We start from the raw sequence: 18,316 nt of genomic DNA on the forward strand, positions 1-18,316 counted from the left end.
CTGGTGACCCGGCCGGGCATCGGCGTGGCCGCGTATGTGCGGCGGCGCTGCTGACCACGGCCTGTCCGGTGCCGGTGGGCTGGCCGAGGCCGTGCCGAGCTGGATCGGCGCCCTCGACCTGGTCATCGCCCACACCGACGACCCCGGTGACGTGGTGCTGGCCGAGTCCCTCGACCGGGCGACCCGGCGCGGCGCCCGCGTGATCGTGACGGCCCCGCCGGACGGTCCCGTGGCCGCAGCTGCCGCCGGTCGCGGCGTGCTGCTGCCGCCGCGGGTGCCCGTGCCGACCGGGTTCGGCTTCGCCCGAGCCCTGACCGCCGGCCTGGTCGTCGTCGGGGCGCTGGGACTGCTGCGGACCGACATCCCAGAGCTGGCCGACGAGCTCGACCGCGAGGCCGAGCGTGACCACCCCATGCACGAGTCCTTCGTCAACCCGGCCAAGAGCCTGGCGCTACGCGTCGCCGACCGCACCCCGCTGCTGTGGGGCCTGGACCCGGCGGCCACCGCCGTCGCCTGGCACGCCGCGTTCGTGCTGGCCAGCCACGCCGGCGTGGTCAGCGACGTGGCCGGCTACCAGCAGGCCATCGGCCGAGCGGCCCTGCATCGCGCCGCCGTGCAGTCCAGCTCCGGGAACGACCTGTTCGCCGACCCGGACGACGAGCAGCCCACCCAACCTCGGGTGCTGCTGCTGGCCGTCGGCCGTGGCGACGCCGCCGAGGCGACCCGCCGCGCGGCCGAGGCGACCCTCGCCGGCGCCGACGTGATCCGGCTCGACGAGGTCACTGGTGGCGACGCCACCTGCGCCGCCGTGCTTGCCCTGCGTTTCGAGCTGGCCGCCCTCTACCTGGGGCTCGCGGCCGGCACCATCGGTGGCCCCGGCTATTTCGCCTCGGCCGCCGTATGAGGGAGTGACGACGAGTGGAGTTGCTGCACAACGCGGTGCGTCCCTATGCCTGGGGCTCGCGCACCGCGATCGCCGAGCTGCTCGGAAAGCCCGTCCCGGCGCCGCACCCCGAGGCCGAGCTGTGGATGGGGGCGCACCCCGGCGGGCCGTCGCGGCTGGTCGAGCCGGACGGTGACGAGCGCTCCCTGCTCGACGTGCTCGCCGTCGACCCGGACGGCCAGCTCGGGCCGGCCCTGGCCGCGCGGTGGGGCGGGCGGCTGCCGTTCCTGCTCAAGGTGCTGGCCGCCGACGAGCCGCTGAGCCTGCAGGCCCATCCCTCCGCCGAGCAGGCCGCCGAGGGCTATGCCCGCGAGGAGGCCGCCGGCATAGCCCGCGACGCCAAGAACCGCAACTACCCGGACCCCACGGCCAAGCCCGAGCTCATCTGCGCGCTGACCGAATTCCACGCGCTGGCCGGCTTCGCCGACCCCGACCGCACCGTGCGGCTGCTGCGCAGCCTTGATGCGCCGGGGCTGACCCACTACACCGAGCTGCTGGCCGGGCAGCGCGACGCCGACGGCCTGCGCGCGCTGTTCACCACGTGGATCACGCTGCCCCAGCAGGCCCTGGACCAGCTGTTGCCGCAGCTGTTCGACTCGTGCGTGCGGCAGGTCAAGGAGCACGGCGAGTTCGACCTGGAGTGCCGAACCGTGCTGGAGCTCGGCGAGGCCTACCCGGGCGACGCCGGCGTGCTGGCCGTCGTGCTGCTCAACCGGATCGTGCTCCAGCCGGGCGAGGCGATCTACCTGCCGGCCGGCAACCCGCACGCCTACCTGCGGGGCACCGGCATCGAGATCCTGGCCAACTCCGACAACGTGCTGCGCTGTGGGCTCACCCCCAAGCACGTCGACGTGCCCGAGCTGCTGCGGGTGCTGGACTTCTCGTACGGGCAGATGCCGGTGCAGACAGGGGACGAGGTCGCCCCGCACCTTTTCGTCTACCCGACGCCCGCGGCCGAGTTCGAGCTGTCCCGGCTCCAGTGGGCCTCTGGTGATGCCCCGGTGCGGATCGACCACGACGGTCCCCAGGTGCTGATCTGCGTCGAGGGGGCCGTCACGCTGCGCCGAGCCGACGGCGTCGAGCTGCCGCTGCGGCGGGGCGAGTCCGCCTGGCTGGCCGCCGCCGACCCGGTCGTCGAGGTCGTGCCGCTGGACCGGCCGGCCTCGGTGTTCCGGGCCACTGCCGGGGTCGATTCGCCCAACAACTAGGGTTTTGTCCCATGTCAGCAGGGGGCGGTACCAAGGCCATTGTCGCCGCGCTGAGCGCCAACGCCGGCATCGCGGTCGCGAAGTTCGTCGGATTCGCCGTGACGGGGTCGTCGTCGATGCTCGCCGAGGGCGTGCACTCGGTCGCCGACACCGCCAACCAGGGGCTGCTGCTGCTCGGCAAGCGCACCTCGCAGCGCAAGGCCGACGCCGAGCATCCGTTCGGCTACGGCCGTGACCGGTACTTCTACTCGTTCGTCGTGGCGCTGCTGCTGTTCACCCTCGGTGCCATGTTCGCGATGTACGAGGGCATCCACAAGGTGGAGGCCCCCGAGCCGCTGGACAACCCGATCGTCGCGATCGTCATCCTCGCGCTGGCCGTGCTGCTGGAGGGCTACAGCTTCCGCACCGCCATGGCCGAGTCGCGGGAGCTGCGCGGCAGTGCCAGCTGGTGGCAGTTCATCCGACAGGCCAAGGTGCCCGAGCTGCCCATCGTGCTGCTGGAGGACACCGGCGCCCTGTTCGGCCTGGTCTTCGCCCTGTTCGGCGTCGTGCTGTCGCTCGTGACCGGCAATCCCGTGTGGGACGGCATCGCCACCATCGCCATCGGCGCGCTGCTCGGGCTCATCGCCATCGTGCTGATCATCGAGATGAAGAGCCTGCTCATCGGCGAGGGCGCCTCGCCGGAGACGCTGAGGACCATCGTGCGGCAGCTGGAGGCCGGCAACGTGGAGCGGGTGATCCACATCCGCACCCAGTACCTGGGGCCGGAGGAGATCCTGGTCGCCGCCAAGATCGCCTTCTCCGGCACCGAGTCGCTGGTCGAGGTCGCCCGTTCCATCGACGAGGCCGAGATCCGGGTGCGATCCGCCGTCCCCGCGGCCCGACTCATCTATCTGGAACCCGACCTGGACCGCACACCTCGGTAGGGTTTGTCTGGTTCATCGACGACGGCGTCGACGCACTGGGAGGGTGTATGGCGGGCAACGGCCTGTGGCGGACCAAGTCGATCGAGCAGTCGATCGCCGACACCGACGAGCCGGACACCAAGCTCCGCAAGGATCTCACCGCTTGGGACCTGACCGTGTTCGGCGTGGCCGTGGTGATCGGCGCCGGCATCTTCACCGTGACCGCCAGCACCGCCGGCAACGTCGCCGGGCCGTCCGTGGTGCTGTCGTTCATCATCGCCGCCATCGCGTGCGGCCTGGCCGCCCTCTGCTACGCCGAGTTCGCCTCGACCGTGCCCGTGGCCGGGTCCGCCTACACCTTCTCCTACGCCACCTTCGGCGAGTTCGTCGCGTGGATCATCGGCTGGGACCTCGTCCTCGAGTTCGCCCTCGCCGCCGCCGTCGTCGCCAAGGGCTGGTCCGCCTACCTGGCCCAGGTTCTCGGGCTGCTCGGCCTCAACATGCCGACCGTCGTGTCGCTGGGTCCCGTCGACTTCGACTGGGGCACCGTGTTGATCGTGCTCGTGCTGGGCACCCTGCTGGCCGTCGGCACCAAGCTGTCGTCCCGGTTCAGCCAGGTCATCACCGCCATCAAGGTCGCCGTCGTGCTGCTGGTGATCATCGTCGGCATCGGCTACATCAACACCGCCAACTACACGCCCTTCGTGCCGCCCTCCCAGCCGTCCTCCTCCGGCTCCCTGAACCAGTCCCTCTTCTCCCTGATCGCCGGCGGCGGGTCCAGCTCCTTCGGTGTCTTCGGCCTGTTGGCCGCCGCCTCCGTGCTGTTCTTCGCCTTCATCGGCTTCGACATCGTCGCCACCACCGCGGAGGAGACCCGCAACCCCCAGCGGGACGTCCCCCGAGGCATCCTCGGCTCCCTCGCCATCGTCACGGTCCTCTACGTCGCCGTGTCCCTCGTCGTCACCGGCATGGAGCCGTACACCAAGCTCGCCACCGGCGCCGACGGCGTCAAGAAGACCCTCGCCACCGCCTTCGCCGACAACGGCGTGCACTGGGCCGCCGCGATCATCGCGATCGGCGCCCTGGCCGGTCTCACCACCGTCGTCATGGTCCTGCTCCTCGGCCAGACCCGCGTCCTGTTCGCCATGTCCCGCGACGGTCTCATCCCCCGGGGCCTCGCCAGGACCGGCCGCAACGGCACCCCCGTCCGCTCCACCGTCCTCGTTGTCATCGCCGTGGTCATCACCGGCGGCTTCTTCCCCTCCGGCGATCTGGAGGAGATGGTCAACGTCGGCACCCTCTTCGCCTTCGTCCTCGTCTCCCTCGGCGTCATCGTTCTGCGCCGCACCCGTCCCGACCTCCCCCGCGGCTTCCGCACCCCCCTCGTTCCCGTCGTCCCCCTCCTGGCCGTCCTCGCCTGCCTCTGGCTCATGCTCAACCTCGCCGTCTTCACCTGGCTCCGCTTCGTCATCTGGATGGCCATCGGCGTCGCCATCTACTTCGCCTACGGCATCCGGAAATCCACCCTCGCCCCCAAGTCGAAGGTCTGACTTCCCCCATTCAGCCTCGAATTCCGCAGCGGAATTCGCCCTCTGACGCGAGCGGGCCACGGTCCCGGACGCCCCGGCGAACCAGGGCCGTTCGGGTGATCGACAACGGGCCCGACCGACTGATCGGAACCGGTCGCTCGGTCCTACCGTCTCAGGTACCGTGCTGGGTTGAAGTCTGACGAGCGGGAGGGTGGCCCATGCTGGCGCCGGACAGTGGTGGGAGTGGCTTCGGTGGCGCGGCGCTCGGGATCGCCGCCATGGAGCAGAACTACGTGAACCTGAAGGGCGCCGTCGACTCCGGCCAGGTCTCGATCACGCCCGACGCCGCGACCAACGCCGCCAAGGCCTGCCGCGACCAGAAGAACAAGTTCGGGCTGCTCCAGAACCGAGCCCAGGTGCTCTCTCAATACGCGCGGAGCATGAAGACGGGTGATTGCGTCGAGGGGTCCGCGCTGCGGACCACCTTCAGCGAAAAGGCGCAGGGCGGGCAGAACTCGGCATACGACCTGTTCGGCAAGGCTGCCGAGATAATGGAAAACATGGCCCAGACGTACGAGGCCGCAGGCAAGATGTATCACGAGACCGATCAGTCCAACGCGCAGGCGTTCAAGGGAAAGATGTGACAATGCTCGTTCGTGGCGTTTCCGGTCTCGGAATCGTGCTTCTTGCTGTGGTGTCACTGTCCGCGTGCAACGGGCAGCCGACACAGGGACAGGCCGAGCCGACCGGCGCCAGTTCCTCTCAAGGCGCTGGATCCAGTGCCGCGTTGGACAAGGTCGACCCGTGCACGTTGCTGACGACGGACCAGTTGAAGCAGTACAACGTGGAGACGCAGGGCGCGCCGAACAACACGTCTGATGAAACCGGATGTGCTTATCTTGGGTATCCGGACAGTCTGACGCGGGGTATCAATGTCGGGAAGTCCAAGGACTCCGTCGACTCCTTCGCGGAGCGTGCCGACACCTTTGTCAAGTTCACCAAGAACAGTGTGAACGGTCGCAAGGGCGCCCAGACGCAGATCTCCACGTCCAACACCGAGTGCTCGCAGGTCATGGCGGTGGGGTCCGGGACCGTCCGTGTCGGTGTGATCAATGACAAGTCCGGGGATCCGTGCGGGGACGTGCTGAAGATCGCTCAGGTTGTCGAGCCGAAGCTGCCGAAGTAGTAGTAGGGGGAGCGGGGACATGAGTTGGATCGGGGACGCCTGGAACAAGGTCGAGGACGCGGGCGCGTCGGTGCTGGGCATCGACGGGCCGTCGCAGAGCGAGTCCGACCAGCAGAAGCGTGACCAGGCCAACCAGCGGGGGAGCCAGCAGCGCAACGAGTACAACCGGCGCGCCTCGCAGTTGGAGCAGCAGGCCGGTGGCGGCTACGACCCGGCCGGCATCACCAAGCAGACCAACTGGAACTCGATGGGCCACGACCAGATCAAGAAGGTTTCGGACGGTCTTGATCCGGCGGCTATCGGCACCCATGGGAACGACTGGATCCAGCTGGGCAAGGATCTGCAGACCAGCACCGACACGTTCAACACGGCGATCAACAGCGCGCTGAACGGGAACTGGACGGGTGCTGCGGGTGATGCGGCGCTGGCGGCGCCGAAGGGCATCGTGGACTGGAGCAAGGACTTCGGGAACCAGATGCAGGCCACCGGGGCGCAGGCGCAGTCGGTGTCGGCGACGGCGGACCAGGTGAAGTCGACCGTGCCGCCGCCGAAGGATTTCAGCTGGGGCAAGGCGGCTGTGAGCGGGATCCTGGGCGGGCCGTTCGGGGCCGGGGCCAGTGCCTATGCGCAGCATCAGGAGCAGCAGGAGGCGAAGGAGCAGGCGGTTCGGGTGATGAGTTCGGTGTATTCGCCGAACTACATGAACGCGGCGAACTCGATGCCGGCCTTCACCGGGCCGGCGGATCCGACGCAGCCCCCGCCTCCGCCCCCGCCGCCACCGCCGCCGATCTCGGAGTGGCCGCCGAATCCGCCGCCGGGCGGGCACCCGCCGGGTGGGCACACGCAGTACAACCCGAACCAGGTGGGGAATCCGAACCACCAGAACAGCCAGCAGCAGAACCCGCCGCAGCTGCCACCGGATCGGCCGCCGTACGACCCGACGCAGGATCCGAACAACCCGAACAACCCGAACTACCACCGGCCGCCGACGGGCACGACGACGCAGAGCTCGAACTGGCCGGTGGGCACGGACGGGGACGGCAACGTGCCGAACTACCCGGGCTATCCGGGGCAGGGCGGGGGCGGCCGCGGCGGGGGCCAAGGAGGCGGCGGCGGGGGATTCACGCCGCCGATGGGCTCGGGCTTCGGTGGCGGCGGCGGAAGCGGCTACGGCGGAGGCGGCGCGGGCGGAGGCTTCGGCTCGGGCGGGGCGAAGGGCTTCGGCTCGGGGGCGACGTCGGGCGCCGGTGCGCGGGCGGGCGCGGGGGCGACCTCGGGATTCGGCGCGGAGGAAGAAGGCGCGATGCGCGGCGGGGCCATGGGCGGACGGCCCGGGGCTGCGGGTGCGTCGGGAGCGGGCGGCATGGGCGGCGGAGGCCGGGGAGGCAAGAAGGAGGAGGACAAGGAACACAAGTCCGCCGCCTACCTGGTCAACGACGACAACGCGAACGACATCGTGGGCGACCTGCCGCCGACGGTCCCGCCGGTGATCGGCGGCTGACGGACCGATGCAGAGCGTGCGCTGGCGGCTGACGCCGCTGCAGTTCGATTTCGTGTGGGAAGGCCTGGGAGTGGGCGAACTGCCGTTCCCCTTCCAGGTCCGCTCGCACGGCCAGGATGACGTGGAACGCTCGCACCTGCGCCGCCGGGCGGCGCAGGAGCTGAGGCAGATGGGCATGACCAGGGGCGACGACCTGGACCCGGAGCTCGCGGACGCGCTGACGGCGTTGGTGCGCAACGACTATCTGCTGGACTCGGTGTGGCTGCCGCTGGAGCCGGCGGCGGTGTCGCCGGTGCGCACGATCGCGGCCCGCACGGGGCACCGGGCGACGCTGGCGGTGCAGCTGCCGGGGGACAGCGAGCACACGGGCGGAGACGTGCTGCTGGCGGACATCCCGTCGGAGGCGATGGTGCCGGCGGTGGTGGCGGAGCTCCCGCCGGCGCCGCCGGGCCGCCACCCGGCGCTGTCGGTGCCGGTGGCGCAGCGCGACCAGCCCCGCCAGGACGATTACGACGGCGGGGTGATGGTGGCGTCGCATCAGGGCTACGACCGTGCGGGCCGTGAGCGGCAGGCGGTGGAGCAGCTGACCCAGGCCCGGCACCTGCGCGCGGGCGAGCTGGGCGCGACGTTCCGCGACCAGCAGGGCCGCAAGGTCCGCTCGGGCGTGCTGCGCTGGTTCGACAACGTGGACGACGGCCGGTACCTGATGGTGCACGAGCAGGACTACGGCGGCGAGCGCGTGGTCGTGCAGCCGGCCGACGCGAACGCCATCGGCCAGCGGCTGCACAACCTGCGTTAGGCGATCTCCCGCAGCACGGGCCGCAGCGCCCAGCTGAACGCGGCGGTGTTGTCGATGAGGGCGGGGGAGGCCAGCACCTGGTTGAACCCGCGCCGCATCCAGAACTGCCCGCGCACGGGCAGCTCGGTGATCATCAGGTGGAACGGCCGGACGGACCGCTCCAGCTCGGCGCCGACGTCGGAGACGAGGTCGGTGATCCACAGCCGGGAGCTGTCCCGGTGCCGGCCGTGCCGCAGCTCGTGCCGCGTGAGCTGGGCGTCCCACTGCCGGATGGGCTCGATGAGCGCGCCGAGCGCCCGGCACACGGCCGGCCACCGGGCCATCCAGCGGTCGTCGCCGAGCGACATGCCGTCGAGGATGCCGTCGAACCAGTGCAGCCACTCGTCGCAGACGGCCGCGCGGTCGACGCCGGGCGCGGGCAGCACGGGCACCCACGGATCGGTCGGCGGGTAGGGGTCGTGGGGCACGCTCAGCGCGAGCACGTCCCGGAGGAAGAGGGCGGTGCGGACGTCCGGTCGGACCCCGATCTGCAACGTCCAGGTGGGTTGGCGTTCGGCGAGCATGGCTGACCTCCCTCGGGCGGGGAAGGTGATCTTCCACACACAGAATGAGGCAGCGCCCGCTTTCACGCCAGTGCGCGGGCACAACGTAGCTTGTCTGTTATGAGCACGCTGCTGTGCCTGGACATCGGTTCGACGTGGACCAAGGGCGCCATGGTCGACGAGCGCGGGATCCTGGTGGGGACGGCGCAACATCCCACCACTGCGCCGGAAGTGCTGGATGGGATTGCATCCGTCACCACCCGTTTGGACGCTCAAGGTCTGCCGGTGCTGGCCTGTTCCAGCGCCGGCGGGGGCCTGCGGCTGGCCGTGGTCGGCCAGGAACGGCTGGTGAGCGCGGAAGCCGGCTACCGGGTGGCGCTGTCGGCCGGCGCCAAGATCGTCCATGTTGTTGCGGGGCAACTGAATGGCGCGGCGATCCGTGAACTTCGTGCCACCCGGCCGGATCTGGTGCTGCTGGCCGGCGGCACGGACGGCGGCGACCGCAGCGTGCTGCTGCACAACGCCAAGCGCATCGCGGCCAACCGGCTGAAGCCGCCGATCGTGTTGGCGGGCAACGCGGACGCCCGCGCCGAGGCGGAGGCGCTGCTGCGCGAGACCGGCCGCACGGTGGTGGCGACGGACAACGTGCTGCCGGACGTGGGAGAGCTGGCGCCGGGGCCGGCGCGCGCGGCGATCCGGGAACTGTTCCTGCGCCACGTGATCGGCGGCAAGGGGCTGTCCAAAGGCAACACCTTCCGCAACCTGGTCAGGGCGGTGACGCCGGACGCGGTGCTCGGCGGCGTCTCGCGCCTGGCGACGATCCTGGCGGCCCGAGAGGCCGGCGCCGTCCTCGTCGTGGACGTAGGTGGCGCGACGACCGACGTCTACTCGGCAGTGTCCACTGTGGACGAGAACGCCATGCAGCGCACGGTGGCGCTGCCGCCGGATCGCCGCACGGTCGAAGGCGACCTCGGCATGCGCTGGTCGGCACCGGGCATCGTGTCCGAGGCGAAGGTGGAACGCCTTGACACGCAAACAGATCTGGAAGAAGAAGCGCAAAAACGATCGGCCGCTGTGGACTGGATCCCGGAGGACGATCACGGCCGGGACGTGGATGCGACGCTGGCCGGGCTGGCCGCGACGCTGGCGGTGCGCCGACACCTGCGGCTGGTCGACGGACAGCTGGGCCCGAAGGGTGCGGGCCTGCTCGTGCTGTCCGGCGGCGTTTTCCGGCACGCGACACCTGAGCGCCTCCACGCGATCGAAGAACGGCTGCGCGCGGATCCCGTGCTACGGCCGGTGTTGCGCAACGCGGAGATCACCGTCGACCGGCACTACGTGCTGGCGCCGGCTGGCCTGCTGGCCGACGCCGGCCGCGTCGAGACGGCGGATGCCTTGCTGGCCAACCACTTCAGTGCTTGAAGTTCCACAACGTCAGCGGCGGCTCGGCCACATCGAGCCCGGCCGCCGCGGCGATGGCGTGGTCCCACTCCGGATCGGAGGTGTAGTCGCGGTGCCGCAGCACGCCGGGGCTCCACCGACGTCCGGAGATCGGGCCCTGCTGAGGATCGGCCAGCCAGTGGTCGCCGCCGAGCACCAAGGCCCCGTTGGGACTGCGCTCGGCGGCCGGCAAGGCCCCCTCGAAGCCGACGCCCAGTAGCTGCCCGTCGAACGCCTGCCGCTCCCACGTCGTCACGCCGCCGCCGATCGCGTCGGTGCCACGGCACACCGCCCGCCACCGGCCGTTCATCGCTTTGGCCAGCTCCGCCAACGAATCGTGCGACACCACGGCCGGAAACGCCCGTGGGTAAGCCCATTGCAGCGGCGAGCCCGCGGTCACCAGGCCGACGCGTTCACGCTCGTGGGCCGGCAAGGTGTCCAACAGGCGGGCAGCGGCGACGGCGGCGAGCAGGCTGCCCTGGCTGTAACCGGCCAGCACAACCCGGGTTCCCGGGTCGGCGAGGTGTTCTCGCGCCCTGGCAACAAGTTCCGGGATCGCCTTCAGCGCATAACAAGGCGGCACAAGGGGATGCGCCTCACGCGGCCAGAACCCGGCGATGTCGCTGAGCAGACCCAGCTGCCGCGCCGCCCCCGGCGACTTCGTCGCCACGTACACCTGACGCAGCGCCCCTACCGCGAGCGCCCCGAGCGCGGTGATGCCGATACCCGGCATGGGCTGCGCCCACCACGGCAGGTCGACGCCGCGCACCTGCATCAGGAACGACACCAGGGTGCCGGCCGACAGCACGCCGGCGGTGCCGAGAATCGCGTGGTGGGCATGATTCCGCTTCAACCGCGCCGCCCGCCACGCCTGAGCCGCGCGGGCCGCGTCCTCCGGCTTTCCCCCGTGCAGCAGGTCGATCTCGATAGGCTTACGCCCGCGCGGCAACACAAAAATGGCCGCACCAACAGCCCCGACGACCACGGCCAGCACCGCGGCGACGCCCCACAGCGTTGTCACGTAACGATACCCGGGCGGCAGCTGCAGGGAGTCGTCGCCAAGGGCCTTCTGCACGGTGATCGCGACACCGGCCCCGAACCCGCCACCGAGCAGCGCGGCCATCGCCAGAATTGGCGCCGCCATCCAGCCGCCGGCCCACGGCCGCAGCGAGGCCGGCAACTCCGACCAACCGCCCCGAGCCAACAACGCCGCCGGAATCAGCACCAGCCCGAACACGATGCACACCAACCCCAGCACGGCGGCGATCGACTCCACGGTCGGATCCGTGCCGGGCAGGTGCTGCCCATGACCGGGCATCGGCGTCAACGCCGCCGCGCAGACCTCGATCAACGTCACCACGACCAACAACCGGCGGGCCCACGGCTTGAACCACCGGCCCTCGGTCGGTGCGTCCAACGCCAACGTGATCAGGACGCTCAACCCGATCAGCACCCACGCCGCCACCCACGGCACGAACACACGGTCCGACGACGGCCCGAACGGACCGCCCACCGCGAGCAGCGCCGCCGACGCGAGCCCGGCTGTGGCGTGCAACACATGCAGCGCCGGCGCATCTGGATCGGCGGCGATGCGGGCCCCGGGCAGCAGGTCCAGCCGGGGTGCGGGCGACGGCTTGACGACCTTCCAGTCGATGGCCGACAGCTTGTGCAGCAGCGCGACCACGACCAACACGGGCGCCAGCCCGATCGGCGCCCGCCACGGCCGTAGCTGCGTGAACTGGTCCAGCCACTGCCCGGCCACCAGGTCCAGGCTCACCACCGTCAACTGCGTCACCAACAGCATCGTCAGCACCAGCGCCGCCAGCCGTACCAGCGACCGCAGCGTCCCACCGAGCAAGCGACCGGTCGGCGGCAGCATCCAGTGCGTCATGTTGGCCAACGAGAACGGCAGCAGCAGGGCCCACGCGGCCTTGGCCGCGCCGCCGGACGTCATGGCGCTCCACAGGTAGCCCTCGACGGTCCGCGGCACCGGCCGCCCGCCGGCCTGCAGCACCGGCCCCGGCGCGGGGTCTGCGCAGCCGGTCGACCGGCGCACCAGGCGGCCGACGCCGTCGCCCGCCACGTCCACGGCGACGACCGCGTCGACCAGTGATTCCGGTGTGGTCCCCATGACACCGTGCACCCGCAGTTCGATGACACGGGTGTCGGGTCCTGCTATCAGCACCGGGCCATCCTGGGCCATTCGGCCGGCAATGACCCGTGTCCGAGCCTCCGGCGTGGCGGACCGACTAGTGTGCATGGCCGACGACCAATCGGCTCTGGAGGACTCCACGATGACGGCGATCGCCCCGCCGAAGCTGCAAACCCGCAATGGCGTCGACTTCGCCGTCGCGGACCTCTCGCTGGCCGAGTTCGGCCGCAAGGAGATCCGGCTGGCCGAGCACGAGATGCCCGGCCTGATGGCGCTGCGCCGTGAGTACTCGGAGGTCTACCCGCTCAAGGGCGCGCGCATCTCCGGCTCGCTGCACATGACCGTGCAGACCGCGGTCCTGATCGAGACCCTGGTCGCGCTCGGCGCCGAGGTCCGCTGGGCCTCCTGCAACATCTTCTCCACCCAGGACCACGCCGCCTCGGCGATCGTGGTCGGCCCGCACGGGTCGCAGGAGGAGCCCAAGGGCGTGCCGGTCTTCGCCTGGAAGGGCGAGACGCTGCCCGAGTACTGGTGGTGCACCGAGCAGATGCTGACCTGGCCGGACGGCGAGGGCCCGAACATGCTGCTCGACGACGGCGGCGACGCCACGCTGCTGGTGCACAAGGGCACCCAGTACGAGGCCGCGGGCGTCGTGCCGCAGGCCGAGGAGGACGACTCCGAGGAGTGGAAGGTCATCCTCGACGTCCTGCGCAACAGCCTCGAGGTCGACGGCCAGAAGTGGACCAAGACCGGCCGGTCCATCCGCGGCGTGACCGAGGAGACCACCACCGGTGTGCTGCGGCTCACGCAGATGGCCGCCGCCGGTGAGCTGCTGTTCCCGGCGATCAACGTCAACGACTCGGTCACCAAGTCGAAGTTCGACAACAAGTACGGCATCCGCCACTCGCTGATCGACGGCATCAACCGCGGCACCGACGTGCTCATCGGCGGCAAGGTCGCGGTCGTCTGTGGCTACGGCGACGTGGGCAAGGGCGCGGCCGAGTCGCTGGCCGGCCAGGGCGCGCGGGTCATCGTCACCGAGATCGACCCGATCTGCGCGCTGCAGGCGGCGATGGACGGCTACCAGGTGGCCAAGCTGGAGACGGTGCTGCCGATCGCCGACATCGTCATCACCACCACCGGCAACAAGGACGTGGTGATGGCCCACCACATGTCCGAGATGAAGCACCTGGCCATCCTGGGCAACATCGGCCACTTCGACAACGAGCTGGACATGGCCGGCCTGGCCAAGGTCCCGGGCGTGCGGCGCAACAACATCAAGCCGCAGGTCGACGAGTGGGTCTTCCCCAGCGGCAAGGCGATCATCGTGCTGTCCGAGGGCCGCCTGCTCAACCTGGGCAACGCCACCGGCCACCCGAGCTTCGTGATGTCCAACTCCTTCTCGAACCAGACGATCGCGCAGGTCGAGCTGTTCACGAAGTTCAAGGAGTACGACAACGAGGTCTACGTGCTGCCGAAGAACCTCGACGAGAAGGTGGCCAAGATCCACCTGGAGGCGCTGGGCGGCGAGCTGACCAAGCTCACCAAGGAGCAGGCCGAGTACATCGGCGTCGACGTGGAGGGCCCTTTCAAGCCCAACGCGTACCGCTACTGAGTTTTTGGCGCCGCCTTCGGCGTCGCGGCTCGGCCCCTCGTGACCGGTGCCTCGCCCTTGCCGGATTTAGCCCGCCGCATCGGCTCGGGTGGGTGGTTGCGTCGGTTGGCGGCGGTCGAAATCCGGCAACCGTGCGAAGCACCGGCGGGGCCGAGCGGATCTGCTGCTCGGCAGGGGCCCAACCTGGCGTTCAACGCCAGGTTGGGCCCCTTTCTCATGCCGGGCCCCAGTGGACGGTGATGCCGGCGCGGTCGCAGTCCACGGGCTCGAAGTAGGCGCTCACCACGCCGTCGAGGCCGTAGTTGAGCTCCTCGTGCCGGATGTCGTCGCCGTGCTGCTCACGGAAGCACCGGGCCGGCAGGACGCCGCGGTGGAAGCGCAGCTGTAACAGGTAGTTGCCCGCGGCGGACGGGAAGCGGCGCAGGTGCCCGCCGGTCTGCCCGGTGGCGGTGTCGATCACCGTGTAGCTGAACACGAGCGTCTCGCCCGGGGACAGTCGCCGGTCGAAGAGCAGCTCGAACGCCACCGAGCCGTCGGGCCCGCGCTTGCGCATACGGCCGGCGCGGCAGCCCTCCCCGGTGTGCACGGCGGAGTGCTCGACGTGGCCCTGCTCGTCGGCGGGGTGCAGCGCGAGGTACCGGTCGGCGCCGTCGGTGCAGGCGCGCACGACGAGCCGGCTCAGCACCGACCGCCGGGTCCGCGCGGCGTTGACGGTGACGACCTCGTGCAGCGCGAGCACGTCGAGGCAGGCATTGCGCAGGTCGGCCTCGAACTCCTCGGCGGCCAGGTTGGTGGACCGTCCCGAGTGCTCGCCCATCGGCTCGATGAGGCCGAGCAGCGAGTTGGACGGAAGGTCCAGCACCTGTTCCAGCGCCAGCACGGCCTCGGTGGCCCGCGGCATCTCGGGCCGGCGCAGCCCGCGCTGCCAGTAGCTCAGCGTCGACTGGCCGATGTGCGTGCCGGCGTCGTCGAGGGCCGTTCGCAGCCGGGCCAGCGGCAGCCCGCGATGGGTGATCGCCTGGTGCAGGGCCTGATGGAACGGCCCGTCACGCAGCGCAGTGGCTAGCGTGGGCGGCAGTCCGCCAGTCGGGTGCACTTTGTCACTCGGTGCGTCCAGGCTTTCCCCGGCCAACGCGGCACCACCCATCTCCCGGCCCGCCGTGTCTGAAGTGGACGTTAGAGTAGTCACTCGTTTTGGTGATTGATAGCGACCCCTCCGAGTGACCTTCACGGTGCGTCTCTTGCGGCCATCCGTGCGAGTTTTTGACGATCACTTGTCGAGCCGGCGGCAACGGCTCGACACTGCTGGAGACGCTGTCAACGTTGTCACCGTCCTGGGGGTCCGATGCGCCCGCTCGTCGTCTCGCTGCTCGCGTTGGTCCTGCTCAACCCGCCCGCTCTGGCCGGCCAACCGCCGCTGGCCGATCCGGTCGCGGTGACGGACCCCATGATTGGAACCGGTTCCGCAGGCGCGGCCGTAGGCGAGATCAACAACTTTCCCGGCCCGAGCACGCCGTTCGGCATGCTCCAGTGGAGCCCGGACACCGCCGACCACTACGCGGGTTACTCCTACGAGGACAAGACCATCAAGGGCTTCAGCCTCACGCACGCCTCGGTCGGCTGCCGCCAGTTCGGCGACGTCCCGATCCTGCCGGTCAGCGGCGACGTCGGCGCGAGCCCCTGGTCGTTGCAGGAGCCGTTCACGCACTCAGGTGAGCAAGCCTCGCCCGGCTACTACACCGTCACCGCGGGCGGCGTGAAGACCGAGCTGACCACCGCCCTGCGGGCCGGCCAGGGCCGCTTCACCTTCCCGCCCAACGCCCCCGCGCACGTGCTGGTCAAGGCCGGCGGCAGCCTCAACGGCGACACCGACGCCAGTGTCGCCTTCCCCGACGACCACACCGTCACCGGCTCGGCCACCTCGGGCGGATTCTGCGGCCAGGGCAACAAGTACACCGTCCACTACGCGATCACCTTCGATCGGCCGTTCACCGCGAAGAAGTCGTGGGCGGGCAGCGCCCGGGCGGTTCCGAACGTCGTGACGCCGGGGCAGAAGGCCCGCGGCCTGGCCGGCCCGCAGATCGCCGGGCCACAGGTCGGAGCGACCCTCGACTTCGACACGAGCAAGGATGCGACGATACGGGCGAAGGTGGCGATCTCCTTTGTCTCTGTCGATGGGGCGGCAAAGAACATCGCCGCCGACGCTCCGGCGTGGGACTTCGACGGCATGCGGGCGACGACGCAGCAGCGCTGGGCGTCCTATCTCGGCCGCATCGCCATCGGCGGCGGCCAGGCCCCTCAGCTGAAGACGTTCTACGCCGCCCTGTACCACTCGCTCCAGTACCCGGTGACCTTCAACGACGTCGACGGGAACTACCCGGGCTTCGACGGCAAGATCCACAACGCCGGCTCGCGCACCCAGTACGCCAACTTCTCCGGCTGGGACATCTACCGCTGCCAGATCCCGCTGCTGGCCACTCTGGCCCCCGATGAGACCTCGGACATGATGCAGTCCCTGGTCGAGGACGCCGACCAGTACGGCTGGCTGCCGAAGTGGCCGGTCTACAACGACGAGTCCGGCGTGATGAACGGCGACTCCGTCGCGCCGATCATCGCCGGCGCCTACGCCTTCGGCGCGCGGGACTTCGACACCGCCAAGGCCCTGTCCCAGCTGATCAAGGGCGCCACCAAGGACGGCAAGGTCGGCTGGGGCTACGAGGAACGGCCCAATGTCGTGGCCTACCAGCAGCTCGGCTACGTGCCGATGGGCGCGGACGAGAACGTGTCGATGACGCAGGAGTACGCCATCGACGACTTCGCCATCGGGCAGTTGGCCGATGCCCTCGGCGACGACGACACGGCGGCGACTTTCGCCCGGCGCGGCCAGAACTGGCAGCACGTGTTCGATCCGACCACCGGCTACGTCCGCCAGCGCGCCGCCGACGGCGCCTACCCGGCCGGCGAGGTGCTCGTGCCGCCGCCGCCCGGCCAGTTCGCGCCGACGGGCTACTCCGAGGGCAACGCCGCCCAGTACACGTGGATGGTGCCGCAGAACCTGGCCGGCCTGATCGGGGCGATCGGCGGCCGGGACGCGGCGACCAAGCGGCTGGACGACCTGTTCACCAAGCTCAACGTGGGTCCGGTGCAGCCGTACTACTGGGCCGGCAACGAGCCCATGTTCAGCGTGCCGTGGACGTACAACTACCTGGGCCAGCCGTGGAAGACGCAGGACGTGGTGCATCGCGTGCAGACGGAGCTGTTCGCCCCGACGCCCGACGGCGAGCCCGGCAACGACGACCTCGGCGCGCAGTCGGCCTGGTACGTCTGGTCGGCGATGGGCCTGTACCCCGTCACGCCCGGTGCCACCGACCTGGCCGTGAACACGCCGGTGTTCCCGCACGTGGAGATCAAGACCGGCACCGGCCGCAAGATTGTGATCGACACTCAGGGCGTCGGGCCGCATATCCAGGGCATGGCGGTGAACGGCGTCAACTGGAACCGCGGCTGGCTGCCGTCGGATCTGCTGTCGTGGGGCGGCCGCGTCGAGTATCGGCTGGGCGAGGGGACCACGTGGACCGCCGCGCCGCCCAAGTCCTATCGCGACGGTGAGGCGCCGGCGCTGGGCTACCTGACGCCGCTCGGCACGTCGACCCAGAACACGTTCCAGGTCGGCGCCCGCAACATAACCGACCACCCGGTGCAGGTGCCGTGGACGCTGACCGTGGCGCCCGGCGCGACGGCCTCGTTGACGCGAGGACAACTCGTGGTGCCGGCCAACGGGACCGCAACCGCCGCCGTGCAACTGAATGCCGCCGCGAGCGGCATCTACCCGGTGAGCGTCGACTTCGGCGACAAGCAGCGCGCCACGGCCTACTTCGCCGTCGCCGGGACCGATCACACGACCACCGGGTGCAGCACACTCGGCGCCACCAACACCGACTGCGGGCTGACCCAGGTCGAGTACGCCAACGACGGCGCCACCGCGCCGGTCGAGGTCGGCGGCGTGTCGGCGCGGAAGATGGTGCACGCCCACGACTGGGGCGACTACCGGTACCTGTACTTCCAGGCCGACGGGCGCGCCATCCCCGGCACCGGGCCCTACGACGCCACGATCACCGTGCGGTACCTGGACAGCGGCACCGACACCTTCGTCGTCCAGTACGACTCGGTCAACGCCGCCTACGTCGACGCCAAGCGGATCACCAAGACCGGCACCAACACGTGGAAGGACGTGACGATCACGCTCAAGGACGCCAAGTTCGCCCACCGCGAGAACGGCGCCTCCGACTTCCGGATCTCCTCCGACGGCTCCGGCGACGCCAACGCCGAAACCATCGCCTCCGCCACCGTCACGGTCATCGGCCCCGACGTGGTCGCAGTCCGCCAGTGCCCAACCAGCTCGCCCTGACGGTTGCAGCGCCGGCAACCAATCGGATCGCGAGGCCGCGCCGGTGCTTCGCCCGGTTGCTGGATTTCGATCGCTCGCCACCCAACAC

General features: G+C 70.3%; 14 protein-coding genes. 11 read left to right on the plus strand and 3 right to left on the minus strand.

From position 1 onward, the window contains the following. Positions 1 to 34: 34 nt before the first annotated feature. From KUTG_RS31695 to KUTG_RS31730, 8 genes are all read left to right on the plus strand, one after another. Positions 35 to 904, plus strand: a complete 870-nt coding sequence (locus KUTG_RS31695; protein WP_052395629.1) for an SIS domain-containing protein — start codon at positions 35 to 37, stop codon at positions 902 to 904. Positions 905 to 918: 14 nt separating this feature from the next. Next, complete coding sequence (gene manA / locus KUTG_RS31700) at positions 919 to 2,151, plus strand: mannose-6-phosphate isomerase, class I (protein ID WP_043721965.1); 1,233 nt, start codon at positions 919 to 921, stop codon at positions 2,149 to 2,151. A gap of 11 nt (positions 2,152 to 2,162) precedes the next feature. Continuing rightward, positions 2,163 to 3,077: a cation diffusion facilitator family transporter gene (locus KUTG_RS31705; RefSeq protein WP_043721967.1), complete on the plus strand. Its 915-nt coding sequence runs from the start codon at positions 2,163 to 2,165 to the stop codon at positions 3,075 to 3,077. Positions 3,078 to 3,124: 47 nt separating this feature from the next. Then, the gene (locus tag KUTG_RS31710) at positions 3,125 to 4,606 is read left to right on the plus strand and encodes an amino acid permease (protein WP_043721969.1); all 1,482 of its coding nucleotides are present in this window, start codon (positions 3,125 to 3,127) and stop codon (positions 4,604 to 4,606) included. A gap of 197 nt (positions 4,607 to 4,803) precedes the next feature. Next, the gene (locus KUTG_RS31715; RefSeq protein WP_043721972.1) at positions 4,804 to 5,229 is read left to right on the plus strand and encodes a hypothetical protein; all 426 of its coding nucleotides are present in this window, start codon (positions 4,804 to 4,806) and stop codon (positions 5,227 to 5,229) included. Positions 5,230 to 5,231: 2 nt separating this feature from the next. Further along, positions 5,232 to 5,771, plus strand: a complete 540-nt coding sequence (locus KUTG_RS31720; RefSeq protein ID WP_084580006.1) for a DUF3558 family protein — start codon at positions 5,232 to 5,234, stop codon at positions 5,769 to 5,771. Positions 5,772 to 5,790: 19 nt separating this feature from the next. Continuing rightward, positions 5,791 to 7,272, plus strand: a complete 1,482-nt coding sequence (locus KUTG_RS31725; RefSeq protein ID WP_043721977.1) for a PPE domain-containing protein — start codon at positions 5,791 to 5,793, stop codon at positions 7,270 to 7,272. Between the two features lie 7 nt (positions 7,273 to 7,279). Beyond that, positions 7,280 to 8,071, plus strand: coding sequence for an ESX secretion-associated protein EspG (locus KUTG_RS31730; RefSeq protein WP_043721980.1), 792 nt, complete (start codon positions 7,280 to 7,282; stop codon positions 8,069 to 8,071). On the opposite strand, the gene KUTG_RS31735 is transcribed toward KUTG_RS31730, so the two are convergent. Continuing rightward, positions 8,068 to 8,634, minus strand: coding sequence for a hypothetical protein (locus tag KUTG_RS31735; protein ID WP_043721982.1), 567 nt, complete (start codon positions 8,632 to 8,634; stop codon positions 8,068 to 8,070). The genes KUTG_RS31730 and KUTG_RS31735 overlap by 4 nt on opposite strands. Positions 8,635 to 8,733: 99 nt before the next feature. On the opposite strand from KUTG_RS31735, the gene KUTG_RS31740 reads away from it, so the two are divergent. Beyond that, positions 8,734 to 10,035 carry a glutamate mutase L gene (locus tag KUTG_RS31740; protein WP_043721985.1) on the plus strand — a complete coding sequence of 434 codons (1,302 nt, stop codon included), beginning with the start codon at positions 8,734 to 8,736 and terminating at the stop codon, positions 10,033 to 10,035. On the opposite strand, the gene KUTG_RS31745 is transcribed toward KUTG_RS31740, so the two are convergent. Continuing rightward, entirely contained in the window at positions 10,025 to 12,238 is a 2,214-nt protein-coding gene (locus KUTG_RS31745) for a cutinase family protein (protein ID WP_043731297.1), read from the minus strand. The genes KUTG_RS31740 and KUTG_RS31745 overlap by 11 nt on opposite strands. 109 nt (positions 12,239 to 12,347) lie before the next feature. On the opposite strand from KUTG_RS31745, the gene ahcY reads away from it, so the two are divergent. Continuing rightward, positions 12,348 to 13,820: an adenosylhomocysteinase gene (gene ahcY / locus KUTG_RS31750; protein WP_043731298.1), complete on the plus strand. Its 1,473-nt coding sequence runs from the start codon at positions 12,348 to 12,350 to the stop codon at positions 13,818 to 13,820. A 214-nt stretch (positions 13,821 to 14,034) separates the two neighbouring features. Here ahcY and KUTG_RS31755 read toward each other — a convergent pair whose 3' ends face one another. After that, positions 14,035 to 14,916: a hypothetical protein gene (locus KUTG_RS31755; RefSeq protein ID WP_043721988.1), complete on the minus strand. Its 882-nt coding sequence runs from the start codon at positions 14,914 to 14,916 to the stop codon at positions 14,035 to 14,037. A 249-nt stretch (positions 14,917 to 15,165) separates the two neighbouring features. Between KUTG_RS31755 and KUTG_RS31760 the strand changes: the two genes are divergently transcribed. Further along, on the plus strand, positions 15,166 to 18,228 hold the full coding sequence (locus KUTG_RS31760) for a GH92 family glycosyl hydrolase (protein ID WP_052395630.1): 3,063 nt from the start codon (positions 15,166 to 15,168) through the stop codon (positions 18,226 to 18,228). Positions 18,229 to 18,316 lie beyond the last annotated feature (88 nt).

This window comes from Kutzneria sp. 744, assembly GCF_000568255.1.
Lineage (GTDB): Bacteria > Actinomycetota > Actinomycetes > Mycobacteriales > Pseudonocardiaceae > Kutzneria.